This window comes from Paenibacillus sp. DS2015 (assembly GCF_050433705.1).
In the GTDB taxonomy this organism is placed as follows: domain Bacteria; phylum Bacillota; class Bacilli; order Paenibacillales; family Paenibacillaceae; genus Paenibacillus_AQ.
In genome coordinates, this window is record NZ_JBNPWS010000010.1 from 60,762 (window position 1) to 87,463 (window position 26,702).

The following is a 26,702-nucleotide window of genomic DNA, read 5'->3' on the forward strand; positions in this document are numbered from 1 at the left end:
CCCTTTATTTAGATAGTGAATTCCAAGTCCTCTTCCGTCTTAATATCATAGATGGCAGCATAGATTTCATTCTGTATCTTGAGCAGGCCGACATCATCTCGCTTACGGGGATGCTGACTAGGGATATTGAAGATCGAATGAATGATACCTGGTCTTGGCGAAAGCAACACGATCCGATTTCCTAGAAATACGGCTTCTGACACATCGTGGGTCACGAATACGACCGTCTTCTTCTCTTCTTTCCATATGCGTAGCAGATCATCCTGCAGTTGTAACCGGGTTAAATGATCTACCGCTCCGAACGGCTCATCCATCAGCAGCACCTCAGGGCTTCCAACTAGTGCTCTTGCTAATCCAGCACGCTGCCTCATTCCCCCAGACAAATGATGGGGATACTTCGAACCGAACCCCTCTAGCCCAACCATTGCCAAATATTTGTCAACACGTATTTTTCGCTCTTCTTTCTTGACTCCACCAATTTCAAGCCCAAGTCCTACATTCTGAGATATGTTTCTCCATGGATATAACGAAGGATCCTGAAATACAACCCCAAGCTTGCGGCTCGGGCCATCTAGCTTCTTGCCATCGAACAGAATATCGCCTTCCGTAGGCTGTTGGAGTCCTGCCAGCATCTCGAGCAATGTGCTTTTACCGCAACCGCTTGGACCTAGAATACAGAGAAATTCTCCTTCGTTCACCGTTAGATTAATATCTTTTAACGTCACCGTAGGAACCGTACCTTCATACACCTTGGAGACGCGTTGCACTGTATAACCAGCCATGAGAAGACCTCCTGTCGAACTTATTTTGTCGGTATATAACGGAGATCTACGATAGCATTAACGTCGTAAATCTCGTCCTGAAAGCCAAGTTCCTTCTGGATCCGCTGCGTTTCATTCAGATCGTCAATGTTGACATCTGGATTATTCTCCCACAGTACGTTCTCACGTTCTAGCGCCGTGTCCAACGCCTCCGCATCTACATCCATATTCGCTAAATAGTAAGCTTTAAATTCATCTGGGTGACTCTTTGCGTACTCTTGTGAATGGAAGTAGGCACGTAGCAGCTTCTTTAATAGCTCTGGCTTTTCCTTAATAAATGCATCTCGTGATGCCAGTACACCGGTGTGGAAGTTCGGAAGGTAATCCCAACCTGTTGCCAACAATTTGCCCTTACCTTCCTTTTCAACTAATGAAGCGAAGGGCTCATGGATGATCGTTGCATCTACCTGACCCGTTTCCAGACTTGCATAAGCCGATTGATGCGTACCATTTGCAATGAGTGTAACATCATCAGCGCTGATCCCATGTTCCTGCAGAATAACTCTCGTGTATACTTCTAGCCCACTACCATTAACTGCGATGCCCACTTTCTTACCTTTCAGATCTTCAACACTTTTAATGTCTGAGGATGCAATCAGATAGAATGGCCCCTTCGTACGGAACATCGAGGAGACGATCTTGATAGGAGCCCCTTTACCCGCTGCTATAATCGCAGTTGTCGTTGCCACGTCCACCACATCAATATCCCCACTGATAAGTCCCGTTACAGGGTCTTTCGTGCTAATAAATTCAACATCTAATCCTTCTTCTTCAAAAAAACCTTTCTCCGCACCAAAAGATACAGCCAGTCCACTTGCTCCGCTTAATGGAGCATATCTAATTTTCTCCAACTTCACCGTTGCTGGGGAATTAGCATTTCCCGATTCATTGCTACTGACGTTATTATTGCCATCAGCACATCCGGCTAGAATTGAAATCATTAATATTACAGTCAGTAACGCGATTGATTTATGTTTATAGGTTTGTTTCATCGTTAACTCTCCCCCGAAAATCTTATGATTCTCTATTTAAGATGCCTTCCATTTCAGAAATACCTTCAGCTCTAGCAGATCGATTAAAGCAATGATCAGAATGGATATGACGGTTACAAGTACTACAATCGCAAAACCTTGCGCGGTATTATAGAGCGAAGTTGCATTAACTAATAAATTACCAAGCCCTTCTTTCGATGCAAGCATCTCACCGAACAGTGCTCCCACAAGACCACCTGCCGCCGCAATTCGTAACCCCGCGAATATCGTAGGTGCCGCGGAAGGTAAGATAACCTTTGTAATCGTCTGAAGCTTGGATGCTTCAAATACTTTAGCTACCTTAAGATGATTATCCGCTGTCTGTTTAATGCCTGTCATCGTATTTAAAGCGATGGTGAAAAAACAGAATAAAAATACAACACCTATCTTGTGCGTAGCTCCAATTCCAAGCCATAGCGCTAACAAAGGAACAATCGTTACTTTTGGAATCGCCATGAGCGCCGATAAGTAGGGACGAAAGAACGCTTCTGCCCATGGAACCAGCACGAGAAACATACCAATCCCAATGCCAGACACGACAGATATTCCATAACCAATGAGGAATTCCGCTAAGGTCACATATAAGTGCTTCCAGACGTCACCCGCCGCGAATAGTTCTATCAACTCCATGAATACTTGAGAAGGAGCAGGCAGATATAGACTACTTATCGTTTCGCTCTTCACTAGCAGTTCACAGATGCCTAGTATAACCAGCAGCAGAACAATCTGCCCAAGACGTATTTTCTTAAACTGGCGAGAGTTTCTGTTGCTCATTTAACTTCACTCCTCTACCTGCTGCTCGAATCGGTTGGCAGGTCGATCCAGTCCAAGATGATCTCGGAATGTGCTACCTTCATATTCGGTACGGAATATGCCGCGCTCCTGAAGCTTCGGTACAACTAGATCCAAGAATAGGTCAAGTCCACCCGACATATAGGGCGGGCATACGTTAAAGCCATCTGCAGCTTCCTCTACGAACCATTCTTCTATAACGTCTGCAACTTGCTCCGCGCTACCCACTATCAATAAATGTCCTCTAACAGTGACAGTGAAATAATAGAATAAATCACGAACCGTTAGTTCATCGAATCCTGTAGCTTTACGGGCAAGCTCAGCCCAATGCTGTGCAACATCAGATGATGAGAGATCCGGCAGCAGCGCATCCAACGAGTAACCCGTTAGATCAATTCCTATTTTTTGCGACAGCGGAGTAAGATCATAATCTGTCACAACGAGTGAATTCAACTCATTATACTTATCTCTAGCTTCCTGCTCTGTTCTTCCCACGATGGGTACAAGACCAGGGAGAATCTTCAATTCGTTAGATGTTCTTCCGTACTCTGGAAGCCGTCCTTTAATTTCTTTGTAAAATTTCTGCGCTTCCTCTTTCACATTCTGACCGGTAAATACGATGTTAGAATATTTAGCTCCGAGTATTTGACTCCGAAGAGAGGTTCCCGCAGTTACAAGTGGAAGTTGACCTTGTACCGGGCGAGCAACATTAAGTGGGCCAGCAACGGAGAAGTGCTCTCCAGCATGGTTCAAGGGATGAACCTTACTTCCATCTGCAAACACACCCGTTTCTTTATCCCGCGGCATCGCATCGTCTTCCCATGTATCCCACAGACCCGTTACCACATCAATAAATTCTTCAGCATAGTCATAGCGTTTCGCATTATCCCAATGCTTCTCACGGCTGAAGTTCAGCGCGGCACGTGGGTCGGAACCTGTAACAATGTTCCATGAAGCCCGTCCACCGCTTAGATAATCTAACGATGCCGTATAGCGAGCAATATTATAAGGTTCTGCATAGGTCGTATTCACAGTAGCTATCAATCCAATTTTTTCTGTAACTGCGGCTATATATGAGAGCATAGTGAGTGGTTCCAAACGCGACATCTGTGAAGGAAATAAATATTGCATATCGGCACTCGTCGCCAGTCGATCACCAAGGAAGAAGAAATCAAACTTTGCCTTCTCTAGCTTCTTCCCTACTTCGCCAAGAAAAAGAGGATCATATGCGCCATCGGTCCGCCCTTCAGGCAACCTCCAGCCTCCCGGATGATAACCTGTTCCGAATAGAAATAAACCAAGATGCAATTGACGTTTCTGTTGTTTTTCGCTCATGTGATGTTGACACCTTCCTGAGTCTTATTTTTGTGATATTACAATTTCATTTAGTAGCTTACTGATCAATTAAGATATCTTATTAATAAGTAAAGTTACCACATTGATTTAGTCGGTTTAATGAGAATAAAAAATCACCAACTTGACTGTAACCCCTAATCCTGCCGCAAGTCCTACTATCGTTGGACGTATAAAGCTGTGAATCATCACTTTTACTTAAAACTGTTCTGTTATATGATCAATTTCTTTCAATTCTTCTATGGTTAAATATTCATTAACCTTATCCAGCGTGTCGCGAATATGTTCTGGTTTGGATGCTCCAATTATCGCCGAGGAAATGCCAGGTTTGCTTAATACCCATGATAGTGCGAACTGAGGAAGTGTTAAGCCTCGTCGGTCTGCCAGTGGCTGAAGTACATTAACTAATGCCAGAGCATTGCTCTGATTCAAAAGCACCTTCAGTCGTTCTTCACCATGAGCCAAACGTGAGTCTACTGGAGCAGCAATGCCTTCACGGTACTTACCTGATAGAATCCCTCTTCCAAGTGGACTGTATACGATTACCCCAACCCCTTCAGACTGCGCAAACGGTAAGATTTCTTGCTCAATCCCTCTCGTAATTAAACTGTATTCTGGTTGAATAGTCTCGAATCGGTTCAGATTGTGTAGCGCACTTATACCGTGAGCCTTAGCAATCTGCCAAGCCGCATAATTCGAACAACCTATATATCTAATTTTCCCTTGTTTAATCAAATCGTCGAGTGCTCGTAACGTTTCTTCAATTGGCGTATCAGGGCTGAACCGATGAACCTGATAGAGATCGATATAGTCGGTCTGCAGGCGCTTCAAACTACTCTCAAGTGCCCGGTAGATGTGATAGCGACTCTGACCTCCGTCATTCATTCCTGAACCCATACTTGAGTTAAATTTAGTAGCTAATAAGACCTGATTTCGTTTAGCCTTTAGAATATTTCCGAGAACCTCCTCAGATTCTCCTAATTGTGACAACTTCCCGGTATCCATACCTTTCCCGTACACGTCGGCAGTATCAACCAGATTAATTCCCTTATCCAAAGCGAGGTCTAATATATTGGCTGACTGCGCCTCATCGATCCAGCGTCCGAATGCCATTGTTCCTAGACTAACCTCTGACACCTTTAGACCTGTTCTTCCAAGTTTTCTATATTTCATGTTGCCCCCCTATGTATGTATCGAAGAGTATAAAATCTGTCTTTCTATCTTTTAATCATTTAATTCCGATAAACTAACTAGAGTATAGCATTTGCATATTTTATACGTCAATCTATTTTATTAATCACGAGATTAATCGTTACGTGTTGAACGATTTTGAGAACTGCTTGACGAAATTTACTATTATCTTTCAGCTCGTCGTTATCTCAGCGTGACATACAGGGATTTTGGAGACAAAAATCAAAGAATAGATTCTATCAATTCAATTACGATACGGGGTTTTAAAGTACATTTCTACATACAAATAAAAAGAAGGGCGTACTAAGACAGAATCATGTCTTAGAACGTCCTTTTTATCTTTAACATTTTCTAAAGTTTCATATCTTACTGAACGGTATCACGAATACTCTTAATGTATTCTTCGTTACCATCAGTATTGTACTTGGACTCATGTGAACGCGTCGCTTCCTCTATATCCCCGAATCCCCATGAAGTGCTTGGAACATCCGGGAAAGACGGCGAGATGTTCATTAAAGGTCCACGGAACATCATATGGTTTACCATCGTTACCGCTTCTCTACGAGTAATACTGTTTCTCGGCTTAAATGTTCCATTAGGATAACCAGTAATCAATCGATTCCGATATAACGCTTCGATTGACGATGAAGACCAACGATCCATTGCATCAGCAAAATGCGTTTCAATTGGCTGGGATATCTCTAGCTTCAGAAATCTAACCATAACCACAGCCAGCTCTTCTCTTGTTACAGGAGCATTGGGGTGGAAGCTTCCGTCAGTATATCCCGTAAAGATATTGTGACGTGTCACCGTCTGGATATACGAGCTCGCCCAGAACTTCTGAGGAACATCGGAATACTTCATCGTAACGTCTTCATCGTATTCACCGATAAGACGCGCAATAATCGTTGCCAATTCAGCACGAGTAAGAGATTTTTCCGGCTTGAATGTATGATCTGGATAGCCTAAGATGTAGCGGATATGTTGAATATTCCCGAAGCGGTTGGAGAACAGCATTACCTTCACGGACGCTATAGCATTCAATGGATGCACGAGTTCTCCTTTAACCACAAATTGGCCGTTAATCGATACAGCTTTCTCAGCAGAATTACTTGTCGGGAATTTAAGGCGGATTTGGTGACTACCACTTTGACCGGTTGCCAAATCCTTTACTTCCCAAGTTATCGTGTTCCCCTTTACAATTCCTCCATCGCCATCGATCACCATAACATTGTCAGGTAACGTTATTATGATTTGTCCCGAAGGCAACAGTTGATTCGCTTCATTTTTATAGATAATCACGAATGGAGCTTCACTGCCTTCTTCATAAGTACTGCGCTCAGTCACAATATTTATCGATACATCCGGTTTAGAGACTACCATTGGAGGAGTTATACTAGTATTATTCGATCCCCCGGTTTCGCCGTTGTTCCCGGAATTACTCGTGCTGCCAGAATCTTTAGTGATCGGTTTCATCTGAAAGTCCCAACGGACAATGTCATTGTCGATTCCAATGACTACACTACGATAATCTTCGTAACCTGTAGCCTTGGCTTCTATGATGTAATCCGTATTGCCATACACCATGTAGGCATAGTTCCCATTCGAATCGCTAAATTGCGGGTTAGCGTTATTAGCAGGCGGGAATCCCAGAAGCTCCGGCAATACAACGGATGTACCTGGCGTAATTCCTTTATTGCGATTTCTCTCCGTATTGGCATATTTCAGGATAACTTGAGCATTCGCAATCGGAAGATGGGTCAAGCTGTCCGTAATGATACCGAACGGATCGATCAACTCTTCATTTATGTTCATTTCACCATTTTTACTGATGCTTATCTGTTTCCTAGCAATAACGATATAGTCCCTCACGACACCTTTTTCTGTTTTTACATCGTAATAATACCGAACTTCCAAATCGTAAGCTGTTCCTGCCGTCAAGCCCCCGGCAACGAACCCTCCATTTCCATCGATTGAGAAGCCATCGCTTTCACTTGGTACAGCAACCGTTCCTTTCGACGATGTAACATAATTCGATCCATCTTTAAGGAATACGGCAAACATCGGGTGTACTTCAGCAGTATCGCGAGTTACGAAAGTACCGAAGTCAATCGGTTGAACGGTACCAACCAGACTTTTGCCAGCGACGATTCCCGCAATTGTCTGATCGGATACAAACTCTTGCCCTAGACCAGTGATATCATCGTTAACCATAGCTTTTTGGAGATAAGTTACGACTTTTTCATTACTACCTGTTCCTATTGTTCTCGTCACACTTATCCAATAATCTTTATTCCCTTCCGTAACAGGGATAGAATACTTTCCATCAGCATCCGTTGTAGATGTATGTCCAGGAATCGGAAGACCATCAGCATCCAGAAGTGTTACGATTGCCCCTACTACCGGTTTATGATTCTCACCATCTGTAATTACGCCAGAGACGACAGCCGGTTCAAAAACCATTGTAATCGCTGCAACTGCATGAATTCCATGCACAAGATCGTGAACAACCGCCTTAACTTCAATCCTAACGGGATTAATGCTGTTTATTGCTTCCGATTTGAAGATGATTGTTGCAATGCCGTTGTACGTTGTAACTCTTGAAACAATCACATTACCTAAATTGTCTACAAATGTTCCTTTTGACGTCAATGTGTTTTCAATCAATGCGCTGAAGTCCACATCCACATTCGATATCAGATTTCCGTGATTGTCTGTAACTATAGCCGTCAGGACGGAAATAGATTTGCCATCTGCGACAAGCATATCTGGGCTTGCCTTCAAGTTGATGAAATAGGAAACCGCTACTTGTGTATTTACAGTGAATTTACTGTTGTCGGTCCCTATGTTGCCACTCGGATCGGTACCTTCCACCGTTACCGAATACTCACCATCCATAAGCGGTGCGGTCGGTGTAAATGTCCAATTGCCTGTCACTGAATCAACTACCATTGTACCTGGTACTGTATCTCTAGCCTTGTCGTACACTGCTACTGTCACTGTTACACCCGGGTCACTTGTACCCGTTACAACGGTGTTCTTGTTGTTCGTCGTCACTCCGTCCGCTGGTCCGACAATCGCTACGTTAGGCGATTGTGTATTCACCGTGAACGTGATGTTGTCCGTTCCTTTGTTGCCACTCGGAGCGCTACCTTCCACTATTACCGTATAATCACCATCTGTAAGCGGTGCAGTCGGTGTAAACGTCCAGCTTCCCGTCGCTGGAACAACGACTATTGTACCTACTATGGGATCTCCATTCTTGTCTTCCACGGTTACTACCACAGTTGTACCTGGCTCACTTGTTCCCGTGACAACGGTGTCTGGGTCGTTCGTCGTCGCACCGTCTATTGGACCGATAATCGCCACGCTCGGTGCTACAGTATCCACCGTAAACGTGCTACTATCCGTTCCTTTGTTACCACTTGGATCTGTAGCTTCCACCGTTACCGTGTACTCATCATCGACGAGCGGTCCGGTCGGTGTAAACGTCCATTCACCTGTTGTTGGATCAACCACTGTTGTACCTACTATGGGATCTCCATTCTTGTCTTCCACGGTTAATTTCACCGTTGTACCTGGCTCACTTGTTCCCGTGACAACGGTGTCCGGGTCGTTCGTCGTCGCACCGTCTATTGGACCGACAATCGCCACGTTCGGTGCTACCGTATCCACCGTAAAGATGCTACTATCCCTTCCCTTGTTACCAATTGGGTCTTCGGCTTCAACCGTTACCGTATACTCACCATCCGTAAGCGGTGCCGTCGGTGTAAACGTCCAGTTGCCTGTCGCTGGAACAACAACAATTGTACCTGGTACTGTATTTCTATCCTTGTCATACACTGCTACTGTCACGGTTACACCCGGGTCACTTGTTCCCAATACTATGGTGTTCTGGTTGTTCGTCGTCGCACCATCTATTGGACCGACAATCGCCACGCTCGGCGCTACCGTATCCACTGTAAACGTGCTACTATCCGTTCCTTTGTTACCACTTGGATCTGTAGCTTCCACCGTTACCGTGTACTTACCATCGACGAGCGGTCCGGTCGGTGTAAACGTCCAGCTTCCTGTCGCTGGAACAACGACTACCGAACCAGGCACGGGATCTCCATTCTTATCTTCCACGATTACTGTCACGGTTGTACCCGGGTCACTTGTTCCCGTGACAACCGTGTTCTTGTCGTTCGTCGTCGTGCCATCCGCTGGGCCGACAATCGCCACGTTCGGCGCTACCGTATCCACCGTGAACGTGCTACTATCCGTTCCTTTGTTACCACTTGGATCTGTAGCTTCCACCGTTACCGTGTACTCATCATCGACGAGCGGTCCGGTCGGTGTAAACGTCCAGCTTCCTGTCGCTGGAACAACAACAATTGTACCTGGTACTGTATTTCTATCCTTGTCATACACTGCTACTGTCACGGTTACACCCGGGTCACTTGTTCCCAATACTATGGTGTTCTGGTTGTTCGTCGTCGCACCATCTATTGGACCGACAATCGCCACGCTCGGCGCTACCGTATCCACCGTAAACGTGCTACTATCCGTTGCTTTGTTGCCACTCGGATCGCTACCTTCCACTGCAACCGTATACTCACCATCCGTAAGCGGTGCAGTCGGTGTAAACGTCCAGCTTCCTGTTGCTGGAACAACGACTATTGTACCTACTATGGGATCTCCATTCTTATCTTTCACGGTTACTGTCACGGCTGTTCCTGGGTCACTTGTTCCCGTCACCACCGTATTCTTGTTGTTCGTCGTCACTCCGTCCGCTGGACTGACAATCGCCACGTTCGGCGCTACGGTATCCACCGTAAAGGTGCTACTATCCGTCCCTTTGTTGCCACTCGGATCGCTACCTTCCACTGCAACCGTATACTCACCATCCGTAAGCGGTGCAGTCGGTGTAAACGTCCAGCTTCCTGTTGCTGGAACAACGACTATTGTACCTACTACGGGATCTCCATTCTTATCTTTCACGGTTACTGTCACGACTGTTCCTGGGTCACTGGTTCCCGTCACCACCGTATTCTTGTTGTTCGTCGTCACTCCGTCCGCTGGACTGACAATCGCCACGTTCGGCGCTACCGTATCCACCGTAAATGTGCTACTATCCATCCCTTTGTTGCCACTCGGATCGCTACCTTCCACTGCAACCGTATACTCACCATCCGTAAGCGGTGCAGTCGGTGTAAACGTCCAGCTTCCTGTGGCTGGAACAACGACTATTGTACCTACTACGGGATCTCCATTCTTATCTTTCACGGTTACTGTCACGGCTGTTCCTGGGTCACTTGTTCCCGTCACCACCGTATTCTTGTTGTTCGTCGTCACTCCGTCCGCTGGACTGACAATCGCCACGTTCGGTGCTACCGTATCCACTGTGAACGTGCTGCTCGCTGAACCCTCGTTCCCAGCCGTATCGCTTACTTGAGCTGTGACCAAATACGTGCCATCTGTAAGCGCCGAACTCGGTGTAAACGTCCAGCTACCCGTCGCCGGATCAACTACTGTCACGCCTGTTACTGCATCTCCATCCTTATCATTCACCGTAATCGTTACGGTCTTTCCAGGGTCACTTGTTCCCGTCACAACGATGTTCTTGTCGTTCGTCGTTGTACCATCGACGGGGCCAACAATTGCCACATTAAGTTTGTACTGATTTTCTACAGGGAAATGACTCAACCATTCTAGGTTTCGTTTACTTCCGGTTTTCTCCCTTACATCAACGTTTGCAATCGTCGAATCGTAGTCCAACTGCACAATATTCCCAAATGGTACACCCTCTGTAGGCAGATGGGGGCCTGCCAACGTCAGAATAAGTGTTTTGCCAGTAACATCCGAGCTATCTACTATAATATTAGATACATCTATAAGTTCGATCTGACTGTCTATTCCAATCTTCAATGCACTTGCCAAGGTTGCTACGGTACCTTGTAATTCAACTTCAGATGCGAAACTCACTTTCACCTTGTTACGAGCACTGTCGTTGACAACAACAGCCCTGATGGGCGCCATTTGATTAACGACACTAAAATCCGTCAGTTGCTTCATTGAATGGTGTCCCGTACCCAGACCACTTGTGGATACGTTGGTAATTTTTCCTCCAGTAGACGGAATATTGTAGTTTATCGTAACAGTCGCTCCTGCAGGAATTGCAGAATTCAAAGTCAATAGAAGTTTCTTAGAATCAGAAGCATCTGAAGTGACTCCGGTTACCGCTACCGGAGTCCTACCTAATCCATTATCGTAATATAAACTAAACGAACCCGGAACGATGTTATTAGTTAGGACAGGAAAATCAAAATTCACCTCCACCGTCTTTCGAGCCTGATTATTTACAACCATGGCACCCTTAGGAATGAATGGATAGTCATCTATCAGGATCGTTTGGTTTATCATTAGATTGGTTACAACATCTTGAATACTACCATTTACCTTTATATACTCAAGTTGAACATCAAATCCATGGGGAACAACCTCGCCATTAGCCAATTCTAGCAGGAGCGGTTCATCTGGCGCACCACTTCCTCCAACGATGATTGTAGGTACCCTGATAGAGCTACCTGGGTTATCCTTGTCGGGAATAAGAATCGTAAAACCTCCCGTATTCCATGTGCTCGGAGTGTTAGTATGCCAGTTTTCAGGTTGATTAGTAACCAATGGGTAAATAGCATCTTCACTAAGGAGGACTTTGACATGATTGGGATTGCTGACATCCGCCCCAGCACTTGAAATAGTCGGCGGAGCAATATCAGCGGCAAAATCAACTGGCTCATAAGCGTAAGCCCCGCCACCATATACTCCATTTCCAAAGTGATCACCCACAATTGCTTTAACATTCGAATCATTAACAGCTGTACTTAGCATATTTGAAATTTGAATTGTAGCGATACCATTCTCATCAGACATAACAGTTGCGTATCGCATACTACTTCCTTCTGAATTGACTCTTCTCTGTTCACCTTTTAGCGAGATACGGTTATCGTCCGTCCGCGGCTTCAACGCAACCGTCTTCGTTTTACCATCCGTTGTTGTAAAAGTATAATTTTTAATTGTCCCTTCTTTGAACATAGAAAAGGTCACCGGATACGGCCCCTTGTTCCAGGTTGTCCCATCATAATTTAGGAGTTTCGCCTTTACGATTCTTGATGTCGTTGAAGTTACAGCTCCATAAGTCACGAAGTCAGTGCTTGTGATCTCAATCATAGGAGGTGCAACAACATAGGTGTAATTCGTGTTTTGAGGCTCAATGGGTAAGTCGTTATTGGTGAGGTACCACTGTAATATATCATGCTTCTCAAAAGCCGAGGCCGTTGCTGCTGTAAATCCGACATACGCCTCATCTTGCTCCAAATATTCTCTCAGGCCGATGCCCGATTTTTTAATTTTTAATTTACTTGCACTAAAATTCGCATCTTTACCCAAGTACACTTCCATCGTATCTGTGGGACCATTATATACGATCCATGTATGATAGATTTCTCCGTTATACAATGGGTAGGCATTGTTCGTGGCCCATGTCCCGCTATCAGCGGTTTTTAAATTAGCGATCGCAGCAGTCTCTCCCACTGCCGGAGTCCCAATAATGTTTGGATTTGAATTAGTATCTATCGATGCAGGAAAAGGTGTGCCTTTGGGACTCGTCGTTGACACGCTGTGGTCCATATTTCCATTGGCCACAATGGCGATATGACTCGTATCGTATAGATCTGCCTTCCCTGTTCTTGAACTATTGGGAGCGCTTCCAATGTTCACACTTATCGCCTTTGGATCTCGCGGAGCGCTCGGGTTGGCGAAGGTATCGAATTCGATCCCAAAGCTTCTTGTAAGACCACCGTATCCCATCCCCCCTCCCTTAGCTCCAGCTTCCTTGGAAAGCGTCTGAATCGAAAATACTAATCCATCACCAGCGGCAAATTCGTTTGTCGCAGGATCACTCATTCGAAAGGAAAAATAAGTGCTGAATGAACGTTCCTTACCAAAGGAAATTTGATCACCGTAAAAGGCGCTACCGACCATATTCGCTAAGTTCGGTGTCAACCGAAGCACATTCCTGCTTGAACTATCAGTCACAAGAGCTGCAACTCCGTTTCTTTGCAACCACTTTTCGTTCGTTTTCCCTGGTATATTACCGTCAATATCAATTGTAGAGCTGAAATCATCGTGTTTAATAGTCAGAAATCTAGTCTCAGGTGTAGCTGCGCTTACTTGCTCCGGATAGAATCCAGCCGAGGTAAATGCAAAAATGGTTACTAACATTAGTATAGCGATTTTTCTTAATCCTCTATTCAATTCAACACACCTTCCTTTGATAGTTAATAGTTTCTGGCTCATATCGTGTATAGTTCAAAATACCTTGGTCGCCAAAGGACCGATTTAGTAAGAGTGTACGTGTCAGTTCATTTCTTTCTTTCATCGGACAGGTCTTAGTCCCTATTAGTAGATACATTGATCTATTTACTAGCAAGAATAATTTACTGAGCGCAAACGTTTGTCCCGATAGTTCCACTTAAACATATTTGGTAATATTTTGTCTATATGTTTCACGAATTTTGTTGAAATTTGGTGTGTCTAGGGGACTAATAGGCTTCAATAAATGTTAATTATTCCATTAAATATGGTTTCATGTTTATGAAATTACAATTTAGTTATAGATTGAATGCGCTAGGCTCTACCGTTTATACACGTCCAACTATTTTCACTAATCATTTGTGTAAGCGCTGCTGGAAGAAAGGTATTGTTAGGTTTGAGTCTGCCAGATTAATCAGATTGCAAACGTAAAAAAGAGTACTACCCAGACACGCCAAGGTAATACTCTTGATTTAAACATGAATATTGAACAAGATCATCTTCTATCACTTACAAGTTACAGGTCGAACATCCCTATACATTCTGCTCACTTATACCCAAGATAGGGTCGAAGGTAAGCATCTTTGTTGCTATTTTATCAATGAAGAATCGATCATGGCTTACCGTAATAACGGCTCCAGGGAAATGGATTAGCGCTTGCTCCATGACTTGAATGCTAGTCAAATCTAAGTGATTGGTAGGCTCGTCCAAAATAATGACAGCTGCTCCTGAGAGGAGGCATTTGGCTAGAGCTACTCTAGCTTGCTGTCCACCAGATAGATTCCCAATGACTTTACTTAAATCCATTTCCGAGAATTGCAGCATCGATAGAAATTTGTTCACTTTTTTTCGTGTAGCATTCAGACCAAGCCCAGAAATATTAACCGCATGGCTTACGGTATCTTTGAGATCAAGCTCATCCCACATTCGGTTAAAATAGGCATAACTGACCCCCCTCTCCCAGATCACCTCGCCGGAGTTCGGGTGTTCCTGTCCCGTAAGTACCTTAATGAGCGTTGACTTCCCGCTTCCGTTAGGTCCCACAATGACCAGTCGATCTTCCTTCTGAACGTCGAAACTTATGTTCTCGAATATCGACCGATCATCATAAGTCTGTCCAATTCCCTTCACTTCACATAATCTGTCTGGGAAACGTAAATTTTCATAAATATCGGTAATCAGTACATTCACAGGATGAGGCTCAACTTGTTTCTTCATATCCGCTAACTTACGTGAAAGTCGGTCTTTCGATGTTTTCTTGCTCGAACGATTATCGATGGCTTCGGACTCCATAATGAGAAGTTCTTCCTCCCATTCGAACTGACGATCCAATACTTTCTTGCGCATCTTCTTCTTCCGGATGTAATCGGTATAATTACCTTCGTATTCTTGAAAATGATAATTCTCAATCTCAATTGTACGCGTAACGACTCTATCAATAAATTGCCGATCATGCGACACCAGAATCATGGCGCCCTTGAAACGATGTAACCATTGCTCTAACCATACAAGCCCTTCTAAATCCAAAAAGTTTGTCGGCTCATCAAGCAACACAACATCTGGCATCTCAATTAGAATTTTGGCTAGCGCTGCGCGGTTCCTCCAACCTCCAGATAACTCATCAACAGGCTGATGACGTGACCGATCATCGAAACCAAGTTTGGTTAGCACCGTGTCAATTTCAACAGAAACATTCCAACCATCCAAATGCTCCATTTGTTCAAAAAGCTCCGCTTGCCGCTCTAATAATTGATCCATCTGAGCACCATCCGTTACTTGCCCCAATTGTTCCCCTATTTCCTTCAGTTCTTGTTCGATAAGTGCAACCTGTTCAAAACAACATTCTAACTCCTGCTGAACAGACAACCCTCCGCTCAGTTCTGAGAATTGAGAGAAATAACTTATTTTAACCTGTGGATCTAATTCAACTTTTCCCGCTGTAGGCTCTTCTTTACCCATAATTAATTTGAAAACAGTAGACTTACCTGCACCATTTCGCCCAATCAGCCCAATCCGTTCCCCTTTGCTAACCCGAAAGTAGATATCACGAAAAATTAATGTATCTTCATATTTCTTAGTTACATTCTCCAGACGAATTAAGCTCACGTTCTCTCACCCCTATATTTCCTCTATACAATCTAATAAATGTTGTGTATGGCAAAGTGAACGCTGTGAACACTCATGCGTGATTATAACACTAGATCTCTATTCACACATAACTTCAAACCCCAAATTTAATAATATATCTCCAAAAAATAGAGCAGAAATACACGGTTTTAGAGGAAAAAGTATGCTCTTATTCCAACCTCAAAGACCTACTAAGTCACCGTTAGCTCAAAAACGACCAAGTGGATACTATCCACTTGGTCGTTAAGGTTTGATTATGGAATATCGGTTATGCGTTATCGATTATTCCTCATCAAATAAGATATATTTTTCGATTCAATAAGTTATTCTGTCACGATATCATAGATAAGGACAGGTGGCTCCGCATGGTCGCTAATTCGAATATTTTCATAAATTTTAGATACGATGTCGTCTACATTTTCTCGGTTAGCATGAATGGTTAGCAATGATTCTCCCACTTTTACGGAATCCCCAATTTTCTTGTTCAGCATAAGGCCAACGGCTAGATCGATTTCTGATTCTTTTGTCGCCCGTCCCGCGCCTAACAACATAGCTGCAATACCAATCTCATCCGCTACAATTTCAGCCACTACACCAGCTTCTTTAGCTGGTACTTCGATTAGATATTTCGCTTGTGGTAATTTCTCCGGATTGTCTACGACCGACGGATCTCCACCTTGGTTGGCAATAAATTCCTTGAATTTATTTAAGGCTTTACCATTACTTATCACTTCTTTAAGCATATCTTCAGCTTCTTCGAGCGAGCTTGCTTTATTCGCTAAGAACACCATTTGTCGACCCAAGGCAAGACATAGTTCTTCCAAATCTTTTGGGCCTTTTCCTTGTAATGTATCAATCGCTTCTTTCACTTCTAGTGCATTTCCGATAGCAAAACCGAGGGGTTGACTCATATCAGAGATAACGGCCATCGTCTTACGGCCGACATTATTTCCGATGCCCACCATAGCATGTGCCAATTCCTTAGCATCTTCTACAGTCTTCATAAATGCACCAGCACCCGTCTTCACATCTAGAACAATAGCATCAGATCCAGCAGCAATTTTCTTACTCATAATAGAGCTAGCGATGAGTGGTATCGAATCGACCGTCGCAGTTACATCACGCAGGGCGTATAACTTCTTATCTGCCGGTGTAAGATTGCCCGATTGACCAATGACCGCTATCTTATCCTTGTTCACAAGGTTCACGAATTCTTCTTTATCAATCTCAACATGGAACCCTGCAATGGCCTCCAACTTATCGATTGTTCCCCCAGTATGACCTAATCCACGACCTGACATCTTAGCAACTGGAATATCCAGTGCTGCAACAAGTGGAGCTAATACTAGTGTCGTTGTGTCTCCCACTCCGCCTGTAGAATGTTTATCTACCTTCACGCCTTCAATCGCCGACAAATCAATCGTATCCCCTGAATTCACCATAGCCATGGTCAGATCAGCGCGTTCTCGCACCGACATGTCTTGGAAATAAATAGCCATCGCCAAGGCACTGACTTGATAATCTGGAATCTCATCTTTCGTATAGCCTTCAATAATGAAATTGATCTCTTCTGTCGTTAGTTCTTTACCATCGCGTTTTTTTGCAATAAGATCGACCATTCTCATCGGATATTCTCCTCACATTTGCTTTTTATGTTGTGTCTGATTATAGAGAAATAACGGTATCAAGAGCTACTTCCATCATGTCGTTGAAAGTGCTTCGGCGTTCTTCTGAACTTGTCTCTTCTCCAGTCAATAAGTGGTCACTGACAGTTAATATAGTCAGAGCATTGACACCATACTTCGCTGCCAATGTGTATAGAGCGGTTGTTTCCATTTCAATAGCCAACACACCATGACCCATTAATTTCTCAACAATGGATTTGTCATCTCGATAGAATGTATCGGAACAGAAGATATTACCTACATGCATTTTCAACCCTTTTGCTAAACCACGTTCATAGGCTGCCTTTAACAATGAGAAGCTAGCAATGGGTGAGAAATCATAACCTCCAAAAACATGCCGATTCACACTTGAATCTGTACATGCCGCCTGCGCTAGAATAACTTCACGAACATGGACACTCTCCTGCATGGCGCCACAAGTACCTACACGTACCAAGTTCTTCGCACCATATTCCTGAATTAATTCATTGACATAAATACTAGTCGAAGGAACTCCCATTCCAGTTCCCTGTATGGATATTCGTTGACCTTGATAAGTACCCGTAAAACCTAACATACCTCGAACCTGATTGTAGCAAATGACATCTTCTAAGTATGTCTCAGCGATAAATTTAGCTCGTAGTGGGTCTCCTGGTAATAATACAGTTTCAGCAATTTCGCCTGGTTTGGCTCCAATATGTGTACTCATGTATATTTGTCTCTCCTTCTACTTGGTTATTTCAATTCAGATAAGAAGCTGGTGCCATGCTGCGGCATCGTAACTGCAAAATTCTCCGCAATGGTTGCACCAATGTCCGCAAAGGTATCCCGTAAGGGTAGCTCCTGCCCTTGTTTAAACCGTGGAGAATAAGCTAAAAGCGGTACAAATTCACGTGTATGATCCGTCCCCCGATAGGTCGGGTCATTGCCATGATCTGCAGTAATGATCAGAAGATCATCGTCTGTCATCTTAGCGAACACTTCTGGCAAACAGGTATCACAATCCTCCAAAGCTTGACCATACCCACTAGCATCTCGACGATGTCCATAGAGCGCATCAAAATCGACTAAATTTAAGAAGCTAAAACCTTGAAATGATTCATCAAAAGTGGCAATGAATTTATCCATACCATCTGAATTAGAGACTGTACGAACAACTTTCGTGACTCCTTCACCATCAAAAATATCTGATATTTTTCCTAGTGCAATGACATCATAACCTGCATCTTTTAATGTATTCATGACTGTCGGACTAAAGGGTTTCAATGCATAGTCATGACGGTTGGAAGTACGTTTGAAATCTCCTACTTCACCCGTAAAAGGTCTCGCGATGATTCTACCTAACATATACGGATCATCTAAAGTGATCTCTCTGCAAAATTCACAAATCTCATATAGTTCCTTTAACGGCACAACATCTTCATGTGCTGCAATTTGCAGCACAGAATCCGCAGAAGTATAGACGATTAAAGCACCTGTCTTCACGTGCTCTTCTCCAAGTTCCACAATAATTTCTGTGCCACTAGCTGGCTTATTTCCAATGACTTTGCGGCCCGTTTTCTCTTCAATCCGTGTAATTAATTCATCAGGAAAACCATGCTCAAAGACGCGAAACGGCGTATCAATACGGAGTCCCATCATTTCCCAGTGCCCTGTCATGGTGTCTTTACCACTGGACGCTTCTTGCATCTTCGTGTAATAAGCGAGGGGTTGATCCGCTATAGGCACTCCTTCTATTTCCTTAATATTAGATAATCCGAGTTTAGACATATTCGGCATTTTGAGCCCTCCGCATTCGCGGGCAATATGTCCTAAAGTGTCCACATCAAAGTCATCAAATTGAGCAGCATCTGGTGCTTCACCGATTCCTACCGAGTCCATGACTATGAGATGAATCCGTTTAAATGTTGTCATTGTATGATTCATTCCTTTCTTATAAGATCATCTCTATAACTTCTATTATAAATGTTACTCTCATTACCACCTAATCGTTGATGCCAATATCATTCTAATGAATGAATATGCCCGCCACGGTTGCGGATAGGATACTTACTAATGTTGCTCCGTATAGCAATTTAAGTCCAAAACGAGCCACAACATTCCCTTGCTTCTCATTCAACCCTTTCACAGCACCCGAGATAATACCGATGGATGAGAAATTTGCGAACGATACAAGGAACACAGAAACAATACCAACGGTCCGTGCAGATAACTCGGAGTGTTTACCAAGTTCAAGCATGGCGACGAACTCATTCGATACCATTTTTGTAGCCATAATACTCCCAGCATCCACTGCTTCTTTCCATGGCACACCCATCATAAAAGCAAATGGCGCAAAAACGTACCCGAGTAGTTGTTGAAAGGACACACCGAAGATGCCACTAAAGAGCCCATTAATCATTGCGATGATCGCCACAAATCCGATCAACATCGCTGCAACCACAATAGCAACTTTGAAGCCATCCATGATATATTCCCCAAGCATTTCAAAAAAGGATTGTTTCTCCTCTTCCTGTACCTCCAGAATATCCTCTTCTTTCTCGACGATATACGGGTTAAGAATAGAAGTGATAATAAACCCACCAAACAAATTCAGAACAAGAGCAGTTACTACATACCTAGGTTCAATCATAACCATGTATGATCCAACGATGGACATGGATACCGTAGACATTGCAGATGCACACAAGGTGTACAGCCGATGTTTCGGCAACAGATTGATTTGTTTTTTGACAGATATAAATACTTCAGATTGCCCTAGAACAGCAGAAGCAACTGCATTGTAGGACTCCAACTTACCCATACCATTCACTTTACTTAGAACAAGACCAATATATCTAATAATAAACGGTAACACTTTGACATACTGTAATATTCCAATCAGGGCAGAAATGAACACAATAGGTAATAAAACAGATAAAAAGAACGTTGATTGACCCTCGTTGAGGATCCCACCAAATACAAAGTTAACACCTTCCGTCGCATACTCCATCAATTTCTCAAAAACACTTGAAAAAGCTTTCACGACGACAGATCCAACAACGGTATTTAATAACACAGCAGCTAAAATGATCTGTAGGATAATCATCAGTATCAACGGTCGATAGCGAATCTTCCTTCTATCATTACTCGCAATGTAAGAAAGTCCAAAAACAATTAGGATACCAAGTATAGTAATTAAATATCTCATGATGTTATGCTCCTAACAATCAATTGTAATATGTTTCATTTCTATATGAACCGCTTTCATTACATTTATTCGTACCCTAATTATTTCATCATATCCTTAGATCGAAAAGCTCCCGGTAAGAGCTGCGCTATGGTCCATTCTTCTGTGTTCCCATGAAGATTCGTCAAATAAATTTGGGTATTCTCATCACAAAACTCTGCTAATACTTGCCGACAGGCACCACAAGGTGAGACAGGTCCTTCCGTATCCGCTACGATAGCAATAGCCTCAATAACATGTTCTCCTTCTGAGACTGCTTTAAAAATAGCTGTTCTTTCGGCACAATTCGTTAATCCAAACGAAGCATTCTCAATATTACAACCTGTGTATATACGTTTGTTACTAGTTAATAAGGCAGCTCCCACCGCAAAATTGGAATAAGGGATATGAGCATACTTGCGTGCTTCTATAGCTTCTTTAATTAACTGTTCCTTCATTATTATTCCCCCAGAAGTGCTGTCCTATGATAGACAGCACTGGTATCCATTTCAAATATAGTATTAATAAGACGAAGTTGATTGATCACCTTCCATTATTTTCACACCTGAACTCGCACCTATTCTGGAAGCGCCTGCGGCGATCATTTTTTCCATATCTTCAAGACTGCGAATGGCTCCAGAAGCTTTAACTCCGACATTCTTGCCAACAGTTTGACGCATAAGAGCTACATCTTCAACCGTTGCTCCTCCAGTGGAGAATCCAGTCGATGTTTTCACAAAGTCAGCACCTGCTTTAACAGCTAATTGACAAGCGGTTCTCTTTTCTTCATCTGTTAGGATACAAGTTTCAATAATCACTTTCACAAGTGCCTTCCCAGCTGCTGCATGAACGACTGCTTCGATATCTTGTTCAACATATTCATGATTGCCATCTTTCAAAGCACCAATGTTAATGACCATATCAACCTCTGTCGCTCCAGCCTCAATGGCATTCTTTGCTTCAAAAGCTTTGGTAGCACTAGTACTCGCCCCAAGTGGGAATCCGATTACCGTACACACTTCAACTTGGCTATTAGCCAACTGCTCAGCTGCGTAAGATACCCATGTTGGATTAACACATACGGATGCAAATTCATATTTCAACGCTTCTTCTGTTAATTTAGTGATCTCGACTTTCGTTGCATCTGCCCGTAAAAGTGTATGATCGATCATTCCTGCTAATTGTGAATTCAACATTTCCACATCACCCTTCTCTTATCCGAATCCTTAATCTCATGAATAGAATAACACCCATATGAACATTTGTAAATAAACTATTGAAATTATGTTCATAAATTAATAAACCTTGAATTAATCGCTCTTTAAGTTACATAGATTATCTATCTCAACAAAGCTTGTGCAGTGAACTGATCCGTTATTAATATATTCGCGTATTTGCCAGCAAGCGCAGCTTGAATCGCTTCAATTTTACGCTGCCCTCCAGCGACAAGAATAGATTTCTCCTTTTTACTCAATTCGGAAAGATTAATCCCAACCGTACGATTATTGATTTCTTCACTGCAAATCTTCCCTTCGGCATCGAAGAACCGGGAACAGATATCCCCTGCTCCCGTCCGTCCAAGCAACTCTTTCTCTTCTTCATTAAAGTAACCTAGACGGAAAAGTAGCGCGTCCTCTTGGACTGTTCCAACCGTAAAAACAGCGATATTCGCTTGTCTACCCAGATCAATAATTCGCCCGATATGACGGTCTTCCTCTACCATGGTCTTAACCTCGACACTATCAAATATAACAGGTAAGGGTAAATACCTTGCAACGGTCTGGAATGCATCTGCAAACAAATTCACGATATCAGCCGCGTATGTATTCACTTGGGAATGGCTCACGCCGCCCTTTAATTGAACAACTTCCACTGCCTTTAATGGTTTGGATTGCAATTGAAGAGCAACCGCATGCATGGTTGTGCCCCACGTCACTCCAATAATATCTCCATCCTGCACGATATCATGTATAAACTCAGCCGCTTTTTTACTGATATGTTTCTTGATTTCTTCATAATCATTTAAGGGTGAATCACATAACTGAACCGTATCTAATTGATAATGCTTCTTGAGTTCACTGGCTAGGATATTTAAATCTTCACGAGGATCAATAATATCTATTCGCACATATCCTTTATCTTTGGCATGCTGTAGTAATCGTGAAACCGTCGGGCGTGATAAACCCAATTGGACGGCAATCTGCTGCTGACTATAATCGGATTGATAATAAAGCCGAGCCGCTTCAATACTTAAGCGTTGTTTCTCATTATCCATTGTTATCCAACTCACTTCTTTTATTTGTCTTACTATATTAGAAAGAACTGATGACGAATTCTTATATTCATGATTATACTAAGATCACTGTTTGACTATTGTCAAAACCACTTTACACTAAATATACCATGTTGCACATATTCTTGAGATCCATGATTATTCCTACTTAAATAGCTTTCGTGAAAATAATCTCTAATGGCTCATTATCTAGCATTAAGCACCCAGAATCCTTATAGCCTAATGTTCGATAGAAATGCTGTGCTTCTTCATTGGCCATGCTTGAAGTCATGACCATACTACAACCCTCTAATTTCATTTCCCTCTCCCAAAAAAGAACAACTTGCTTCCCTAGACCTTTTTTTCGATATTCATCGTCTATCCATATCATATTCATAAAGGGCGTGTTATCCCAAAAGTAACCATACCTCATCCATCCGATATTTAGATCTTCCTGATTACGCAACATGAATATTTCATTATTATTTATTTTTCTTACTATTAAGCTCTCTAATAAATGTCTGTCATGCTCGACAAGGTATGTGTAATCTAACTCCGTTGCAAGTTCAATCTTCATTCTATATCGCTCCTCATATGAAGAATAATGGGACAATGATCACTACCCATGATTTCACAATCAATTTGGGCATCCAATAAGAAGGGACTTAATCTAGAAGAGACAAGGAAGTAGTCAATTCTCCACCCAATATTCCGCTCTCTAACCTTTGCCATATAAGACTACCAACTATAAGCATCTGTCTGCTCTGGATAGAAATATCTATACGTATCAATAAATCCAGCATCAAGCAATTGAGTCATCTTACCCCGTTCTTCTGGGGTGAATCCCGAATTTGTCAGATTGGATTTAGGATTCTTCAAATCTATTTCTCGGTGAGCCACATTCAAATCACCACATATGATAACCGGCTTGTGCATGTCCAACTGTTGAAGGTAACTTAGAAATCGATCTTCCCATTCCAGTCTATACGGAAGCCTTGCCAGATCGCGTTTAGCATTGGGGGTATATACATTCACGAGATAGAAAGATTCAAATTCCAACGTGATCATTCTTCCTTCTGGTTCTTCATCTTCCTCCATGCCATATCTTACTGAAAGGGGCTTGATCCTTGTAAAAATAGCAGTACCCGAATACCCCTTCTTATGCGCATAATTCCAATATTGCTGATATTCCTCACCTTGATCCATATCAATTTGTCCTTCTTGCAACTTTATCTCCTGAACACAGAATATATCGGCATTCATTTCCTCAAAATACGCATTGAATCCTTTAGTTACACATGCTCTTAACCCATTCACATTCCAAGATACTAATTTCATTATCATTTATCTCCTTGCCACATTTATATTTTTCTAGTGTATCATACGCAACAGCTATCCATGGTAAGAGTTCTTTCTTCATGAATTAAATGAAGCATGATACAATAACAAGACTGTAAAAGACATCATGACGTCAAATATGCAAAGGACATTAACTTTATGAAATCAGCGGCACCTGTAAAAATGTTTAATTTTTTGTATTTTGCTCTTCTCGCTTTATTTATCCCCTTCCTGCCTGTATTTCTAGATAATCAAGGATTGAGTCCTTCACAGATCGGATTCATTGTAGGTACAGGGGGGTTCATTACGATCTTTGCCCAACCTCTATGGGGAATGATCAGTGACCGAACTAAAACGATACGTAAAGTGCTTTTATTTCTACTTATAGGAGCGACCATAGTTGGATATTTCTTATTCGACTCCACAAGCTATGGCATGCTTATTTTATTCGCTATGTTAGTCTATTTCTTCTTAATGCCGATTGATCCGCTCACAGAAAGTTTAAACTTTCGTGTATCCGAGGGATTGGGTATTTCCTATGGATCCATTCGTACATATGGAGCACTGGGTTATGGCGTGATGTCCCTTGTCACGGGATATCTTATGTCTTATTTCGGAGCCCACAGTTTAGCGTTGACCTTTGCCGGAATTGGGATCTGTTGCTTTATCGTCATTCTCAGAATCCCCGATGCACCGGTTACTTCAAAGCCGGTAACAATAGAGGGTCTCAAGCGTTTCTTGAGTAATCGCGAAACGCTTTTATTTCTATTACTCGTATTCATTAGCTCTATTCCAGCTCGTATGAATGACACATTCCTAGGTGTATACATCCGTGAACTTGGAGGGAGTACGGAGTTAGTAGGACAATCCTTTTTTCTAGCGGCAGCTTGCGAGATTGTTGTATTCGCCCTAAGCTTTTGGTGGTTACGACCAGGTAAAGAACTTTTGATCATCACCATTTCTGGAGCCTTTTACTTTATTCGTTTCTTTCTCTCAGCTTGGATCACCGATCCACATTTACTAGCCTATTTACAGATTCTTCAGTTGCTTACCTTTCCGGTATTCTATTCTGCAGCGATTCAGTATCTTTACCGTATCGTTCCTAAGGAATGGCGAGCTACAGGTCAGACGGTACTGGCGTTATTATTCTTCGGTATATCTAGCATCATCGCCTCATTCGTAGGCGGTGCCGTATATGAAGCCTTCGGCGCCCATACGATGTATCTGTCCGTCTCTGCCATGTCTTTTGTAGGCATGCTTTTCGGATTCTTACTGTTTCGAATATATGGTAAATCCCAGCTAACTGAATCCCAATCAGCTGAATAGTAACATAGCAAAAAGCTCATTGCCTTAGGCAATGAGCTTCTCTAGTGTTTGTTCACCTTGTTTGTTCACCTTGGTTTTTACATTGTTCGCATAAATTTATCTAATGAATACGGTTATGCCTCATATTGATCAACCATAATAGGTTGATCATATACTCCGGGAAGGACGCGTCTTTTATTCAACACAGCTTCAGGGGGTTCTACTGCTGGAGCCATTGGATGTAATAGCCATGATTTCACAAAGTGAGTATCCGATACTTTAAACAGGGGAGCTTCTCTTTCCGAATCTATTTTCATAGCATACGTACTCCGCAAGGCAAAGGCATCTCCTTTAGGTGGCTTAATGAGATCTGGAGGTGTTCCAGGAATCGCTGTCAGCATCTCACCATTCTTACTATCCAAGCTAGGCATAGAAGCCAACAATCCCCATGTATACGGATGTCTTGGATCATAGAAGATTTCCTCAACCGTACCTGTCTCCACTATCTGTCCAGCATACATAACCGCTACACGATCAGCCATTTTGGCAACAACGCCAAGGTCATGTGTAATAAAGATGATGGATGTTTCAATTTTCTGCTGTAATTCTTTCATCAATTCTAGAATTTGCGCTTGAATTGTAACGTCTAGTGCCGTAGTTGGTTCATCTGCTATTAAGAGCTTCGGGTTAGCTGCAAGAGCCATTGCAATCACAACCCGTTGACGCATACCGCCACTGAATTCATGTGGATATTGATTATACCGCTGTTCAGGTTTCGGAATACCCACAAGCGTAAGCAATTCCACCGCTCGTTTATGTGCTTTGTCTTTCGATATTTTCTCATGTTTGAAAAGTACTTCTGTAATTTGATGTCCTACTTTCATCGTAGGATTGAGTGAGGTCATTGGGTCTTGTGAGATCAGGCCGATCTCTTTCCCGCGAATTTTCTGCATTTGATTCTCTGTCTTGTTGATTAGATCATGACCATCAAATATAATTTCTCCGCTATTATAGATACCCGGGGGCGTGGGAATTAGCTTCATGACCGATTGTGAGGTTACACTCTTACCTGAACCTGACTCACCTACAATTGCTAACGTCTCGCCCTTATCCACATGAAAACTTACTCCTCGGATGGCTTGTACTACTCCACCATGAGTCTTAAATGACACGGCTAAATTTTTCACTTCCAGAAGATGTTTCATTCGATCACTCTCATCCTAAGTTTTATTAGTCACAGTATAT

The 26,702-nt window shown here is 42.8% G+C and carries 17 protein-coding genes and 1 pseudogene; 1 reads left to right on the plus strand and 17 read right to left on the minus strand.

The window, feature by feature from the left end:
* Nucleotides 1-8 precede the first annotated feature (8 nt).
* The 16 genes and pseudogenes from J2T13_RS11155 to J2T13_RS11230 all read right to left on the minus strand — a co-directional run bounded on the left by J2T13_RS11155 (nucleotide 9) and on the right by J2T13_RS11230 (nucleotide 24,152).
* Nucleotides 9-782: an ABC transporter ATP-binding protein gene (locus J2T13_RS11155; RefSeq protein ID WP_429371212.1), complete on the minus strand. Its 774-nt coding sequence runs from the start codon at nucleotides 780-782 to the stop codon at nucleotides 9-11.
* Between the two features lie 20 nt (nucleotides 783-802).
* Nucleotides 803-1,813, minus strand: coding sequence for an ABC transporter substrate-binding protein (locus J2T13_RS11160; RefSeq protein ID WP_429371214.1), 1,011 nt, complete (start codon nucleotides 1,811-1,813; stop codon nucleotides 803-805).
* Nucleotides 1,814-1,849: 36 nt separating this feature from the next.
* On the minus strand, nucleotides 1,850-2,626 hold the full coding sequence (locus tag J2T13_RS11165; RefSeq protein ID WP_429371216.1) for an ABC transporter permease: 777 nt from the start codon (nucleotides 2,624-2,626) through the stop codon (nucleotides 1,850-1,852).
* A gap of 6 nt (nucleotides 2,627-2,632) precedes the next feature.
* Nucleotides 2,633-3,979: an LLM class flavin-dependent oxidoreductase gene (locus J2T13_RS11170; protein WP_429371218.1), complete on the minus strand. Its 1,347-nt coding sequence runs from the start codon at nucleotides 3,977-3,979 to the stop codon at nucleotides 2,633-2,635.
* A gap of 216 nt (nucleotides 3,980-4,195) precedes the next feature.
* Entirely contained in the window at nucleotides 4,196-5,170 is a 975-nt protein-coding gene (locus J2T13_RS11175) for an aldo/keto reductase (RefSeq protein WP_429371220.1), read from the minus strand.
* 384 nt (nucleotides 5,171-5,554) lie between these two features.
* Nucleotides 5,555-13,486 carry an Ig-like domain-containing protein gene (locus J2T13_RS11180; RefSeq protein WP_429371222.1) on the minus strand — a complete coding sequence of 2,644 codons (7,932 nt, stop codon included), beginning with the start codon at nucleotides 13,484-13,486 and terminating at the stop codon, nucleotides 5,555-5,557.
* 591 nt (nucleotides 13,487-14,077) lie between these two features.
* Nucleotides 14,078-15,649 carry an ABC-F family ATP-binding cassette domain-containing protein gene (locus J2T13_RS11185; protein WP_429371224.1) on the minus strand — a complete coding sequence of 524 codons (1,572 nt, stop codon included), beginning with the start codon at nucleotides 15,647-15,649 and terminating at the stop codon, nucleotides 14,078-14,080.
* Nucleotides 15,650-15,993: 344 nt separating this feature from the next.
* The gene (locus J2T13_RS11190; RefSeq protein WP_429371226.1) at nucleotides 15,994-17,295 is read right to left on the minus strand and encodes a pyrimidine-nucleoside phosphorylase; all 1,302 of its coding nucleotides are present in this window, start codon (nucleotides 17,293-17,295) and stop codon (nucleotides 15,994-15,996) included.
* 40 nt (nucleotides 17,296-17,335) lie between these two features.
* On the minus strand, nucleotides 17,336-18,043 hold the full coding sequence (gene deoD / locus J2T13_RS11195) for a purine-nucleoside phosphorylase (RefSeq protein ID WP_429371228.1): 708 nt from the start codon (nucleotides 18,041-18,043) through the stop codon (nucleotides 17,336-17,338).
* Nucleotides 18,044-18,069: 26 nt separating this feature from the next.
* Nucleotides 18,070-19,248, minus strand: a complete 1,179-nt coding sequence (deoB, locus tag J2T13_RS11200; RefSeq protein WP_429371230.1) for a phosphopentomutase — start codon at nucleotides 19,246-19,248, stop codon at nucleotides 18,070-18,072.
* A 94-nt stretch (nucleotides 19,249-19,342) separates the two neighbouring features.
* Nucleotides 19,343-20,524, minus strand: coding sequence for a NupC/NupG family nucleoside CNT transporter (locus J2T13_RS11205; RefSeq protein WP_429371232.1), 1,182 nt, complete (start codon nucleotides 20,522-20,524; stop codon nucleotides 19,343-19,345).
* 80 nt (nucleotides 20,525-20,604) lie between these two features.
* Nucleotides 20,605-21,000: a cytidine deaminase gene (locus tag J2T13_RS11210; protein WP_429371234.1), complete on the minus strand. Its 396-nt coding sequence runs from the start codon at nucleotides 20,998-21,000 to the stop codon at nucleotides 20,605-20,607.
* Nucleotides 21,001-21,063: 63 nt separating this feature from the next.
* Entirely contained in the window at nucleotides 21,064-21,738 is a 675-nt protein-coding gene (gene deoC / locus J2T13_RS11215; RefSeq protein ID WP_429371236.1) for a deoxyribose-phosphate aldolase, read from the minus strand.
* 143 nt (nucleotides 21,739-21,881) lie between these two features.
* Nucleotides 21,882-22,817, minus strand: a complete 936-nt coding sequence (locus J2T13_RS11220) for a sugar-binding transcriptional regulator (RefSeq protein WP_429371326.1) — start codon at nucleotides 22,815-22,817, stop codon at nucleotides 21,882-21,884.
* A gap of 166 nt (nucleotides 22,818-22,983) precedes the next feature.
* Nucleotides 22,984-23,391 carry a GNAT family N-acetyltransferase gene (locus tag J2T13_RS11225; RefSeq protein WP_429371238.1) on the minus strand — a complete coding sequence of 136 codons (408 nt, stop codon included), beginning with the start codon at nucleotides 23,389-23,391 and terminating at the stop codon, nucleotides 22,984-22,986.
* Nucleotides 23,388-24,152: pseudogene (locus tag J2T13_RS11230) on the minus strand (exodeoxyribonuclease III). Before J2T13_RS11230 ends, J2T13_RS11225 begins: the two are co-directional and overlap by 4 nt.
* A gap of 159 nt (nucleotides 24,153-24,311) precedes the next feature.
* Between J2T13_RS11230 and J2T13_RS11235 the strand changes: the two are divergent.
* Nucleotides 24,312-25,478: an MFS transporter gene (locus J2T13_RS11235; protein ID WP_429371240.1), complete on the plus strand. Its 1,167-nt coding sequence runs from the start codon at nucleotides 24,312-24,314 to the stop codon at nucleotides 25,476-25,478.
* A 113-nt stretch (nucleotides 25,479-25,591) separates the two neighbouring features.
* Here the strand turns inward: J2T13_RS11235 and J2T13_RS11240 are convergent, their stop codons facing one another.
* Entirely contained in the window at nucleotides 25,592-26,662 is a 1,071-nt protein-coding gene (locus J2T13_RS11240) for an ABC transporter ATP-binding protein (RefSeq protein ID WP_429371242.1), read from the minus strand.
* Nucleotides 26,663-26,702 lie beyond the last annotated feature (40 nt).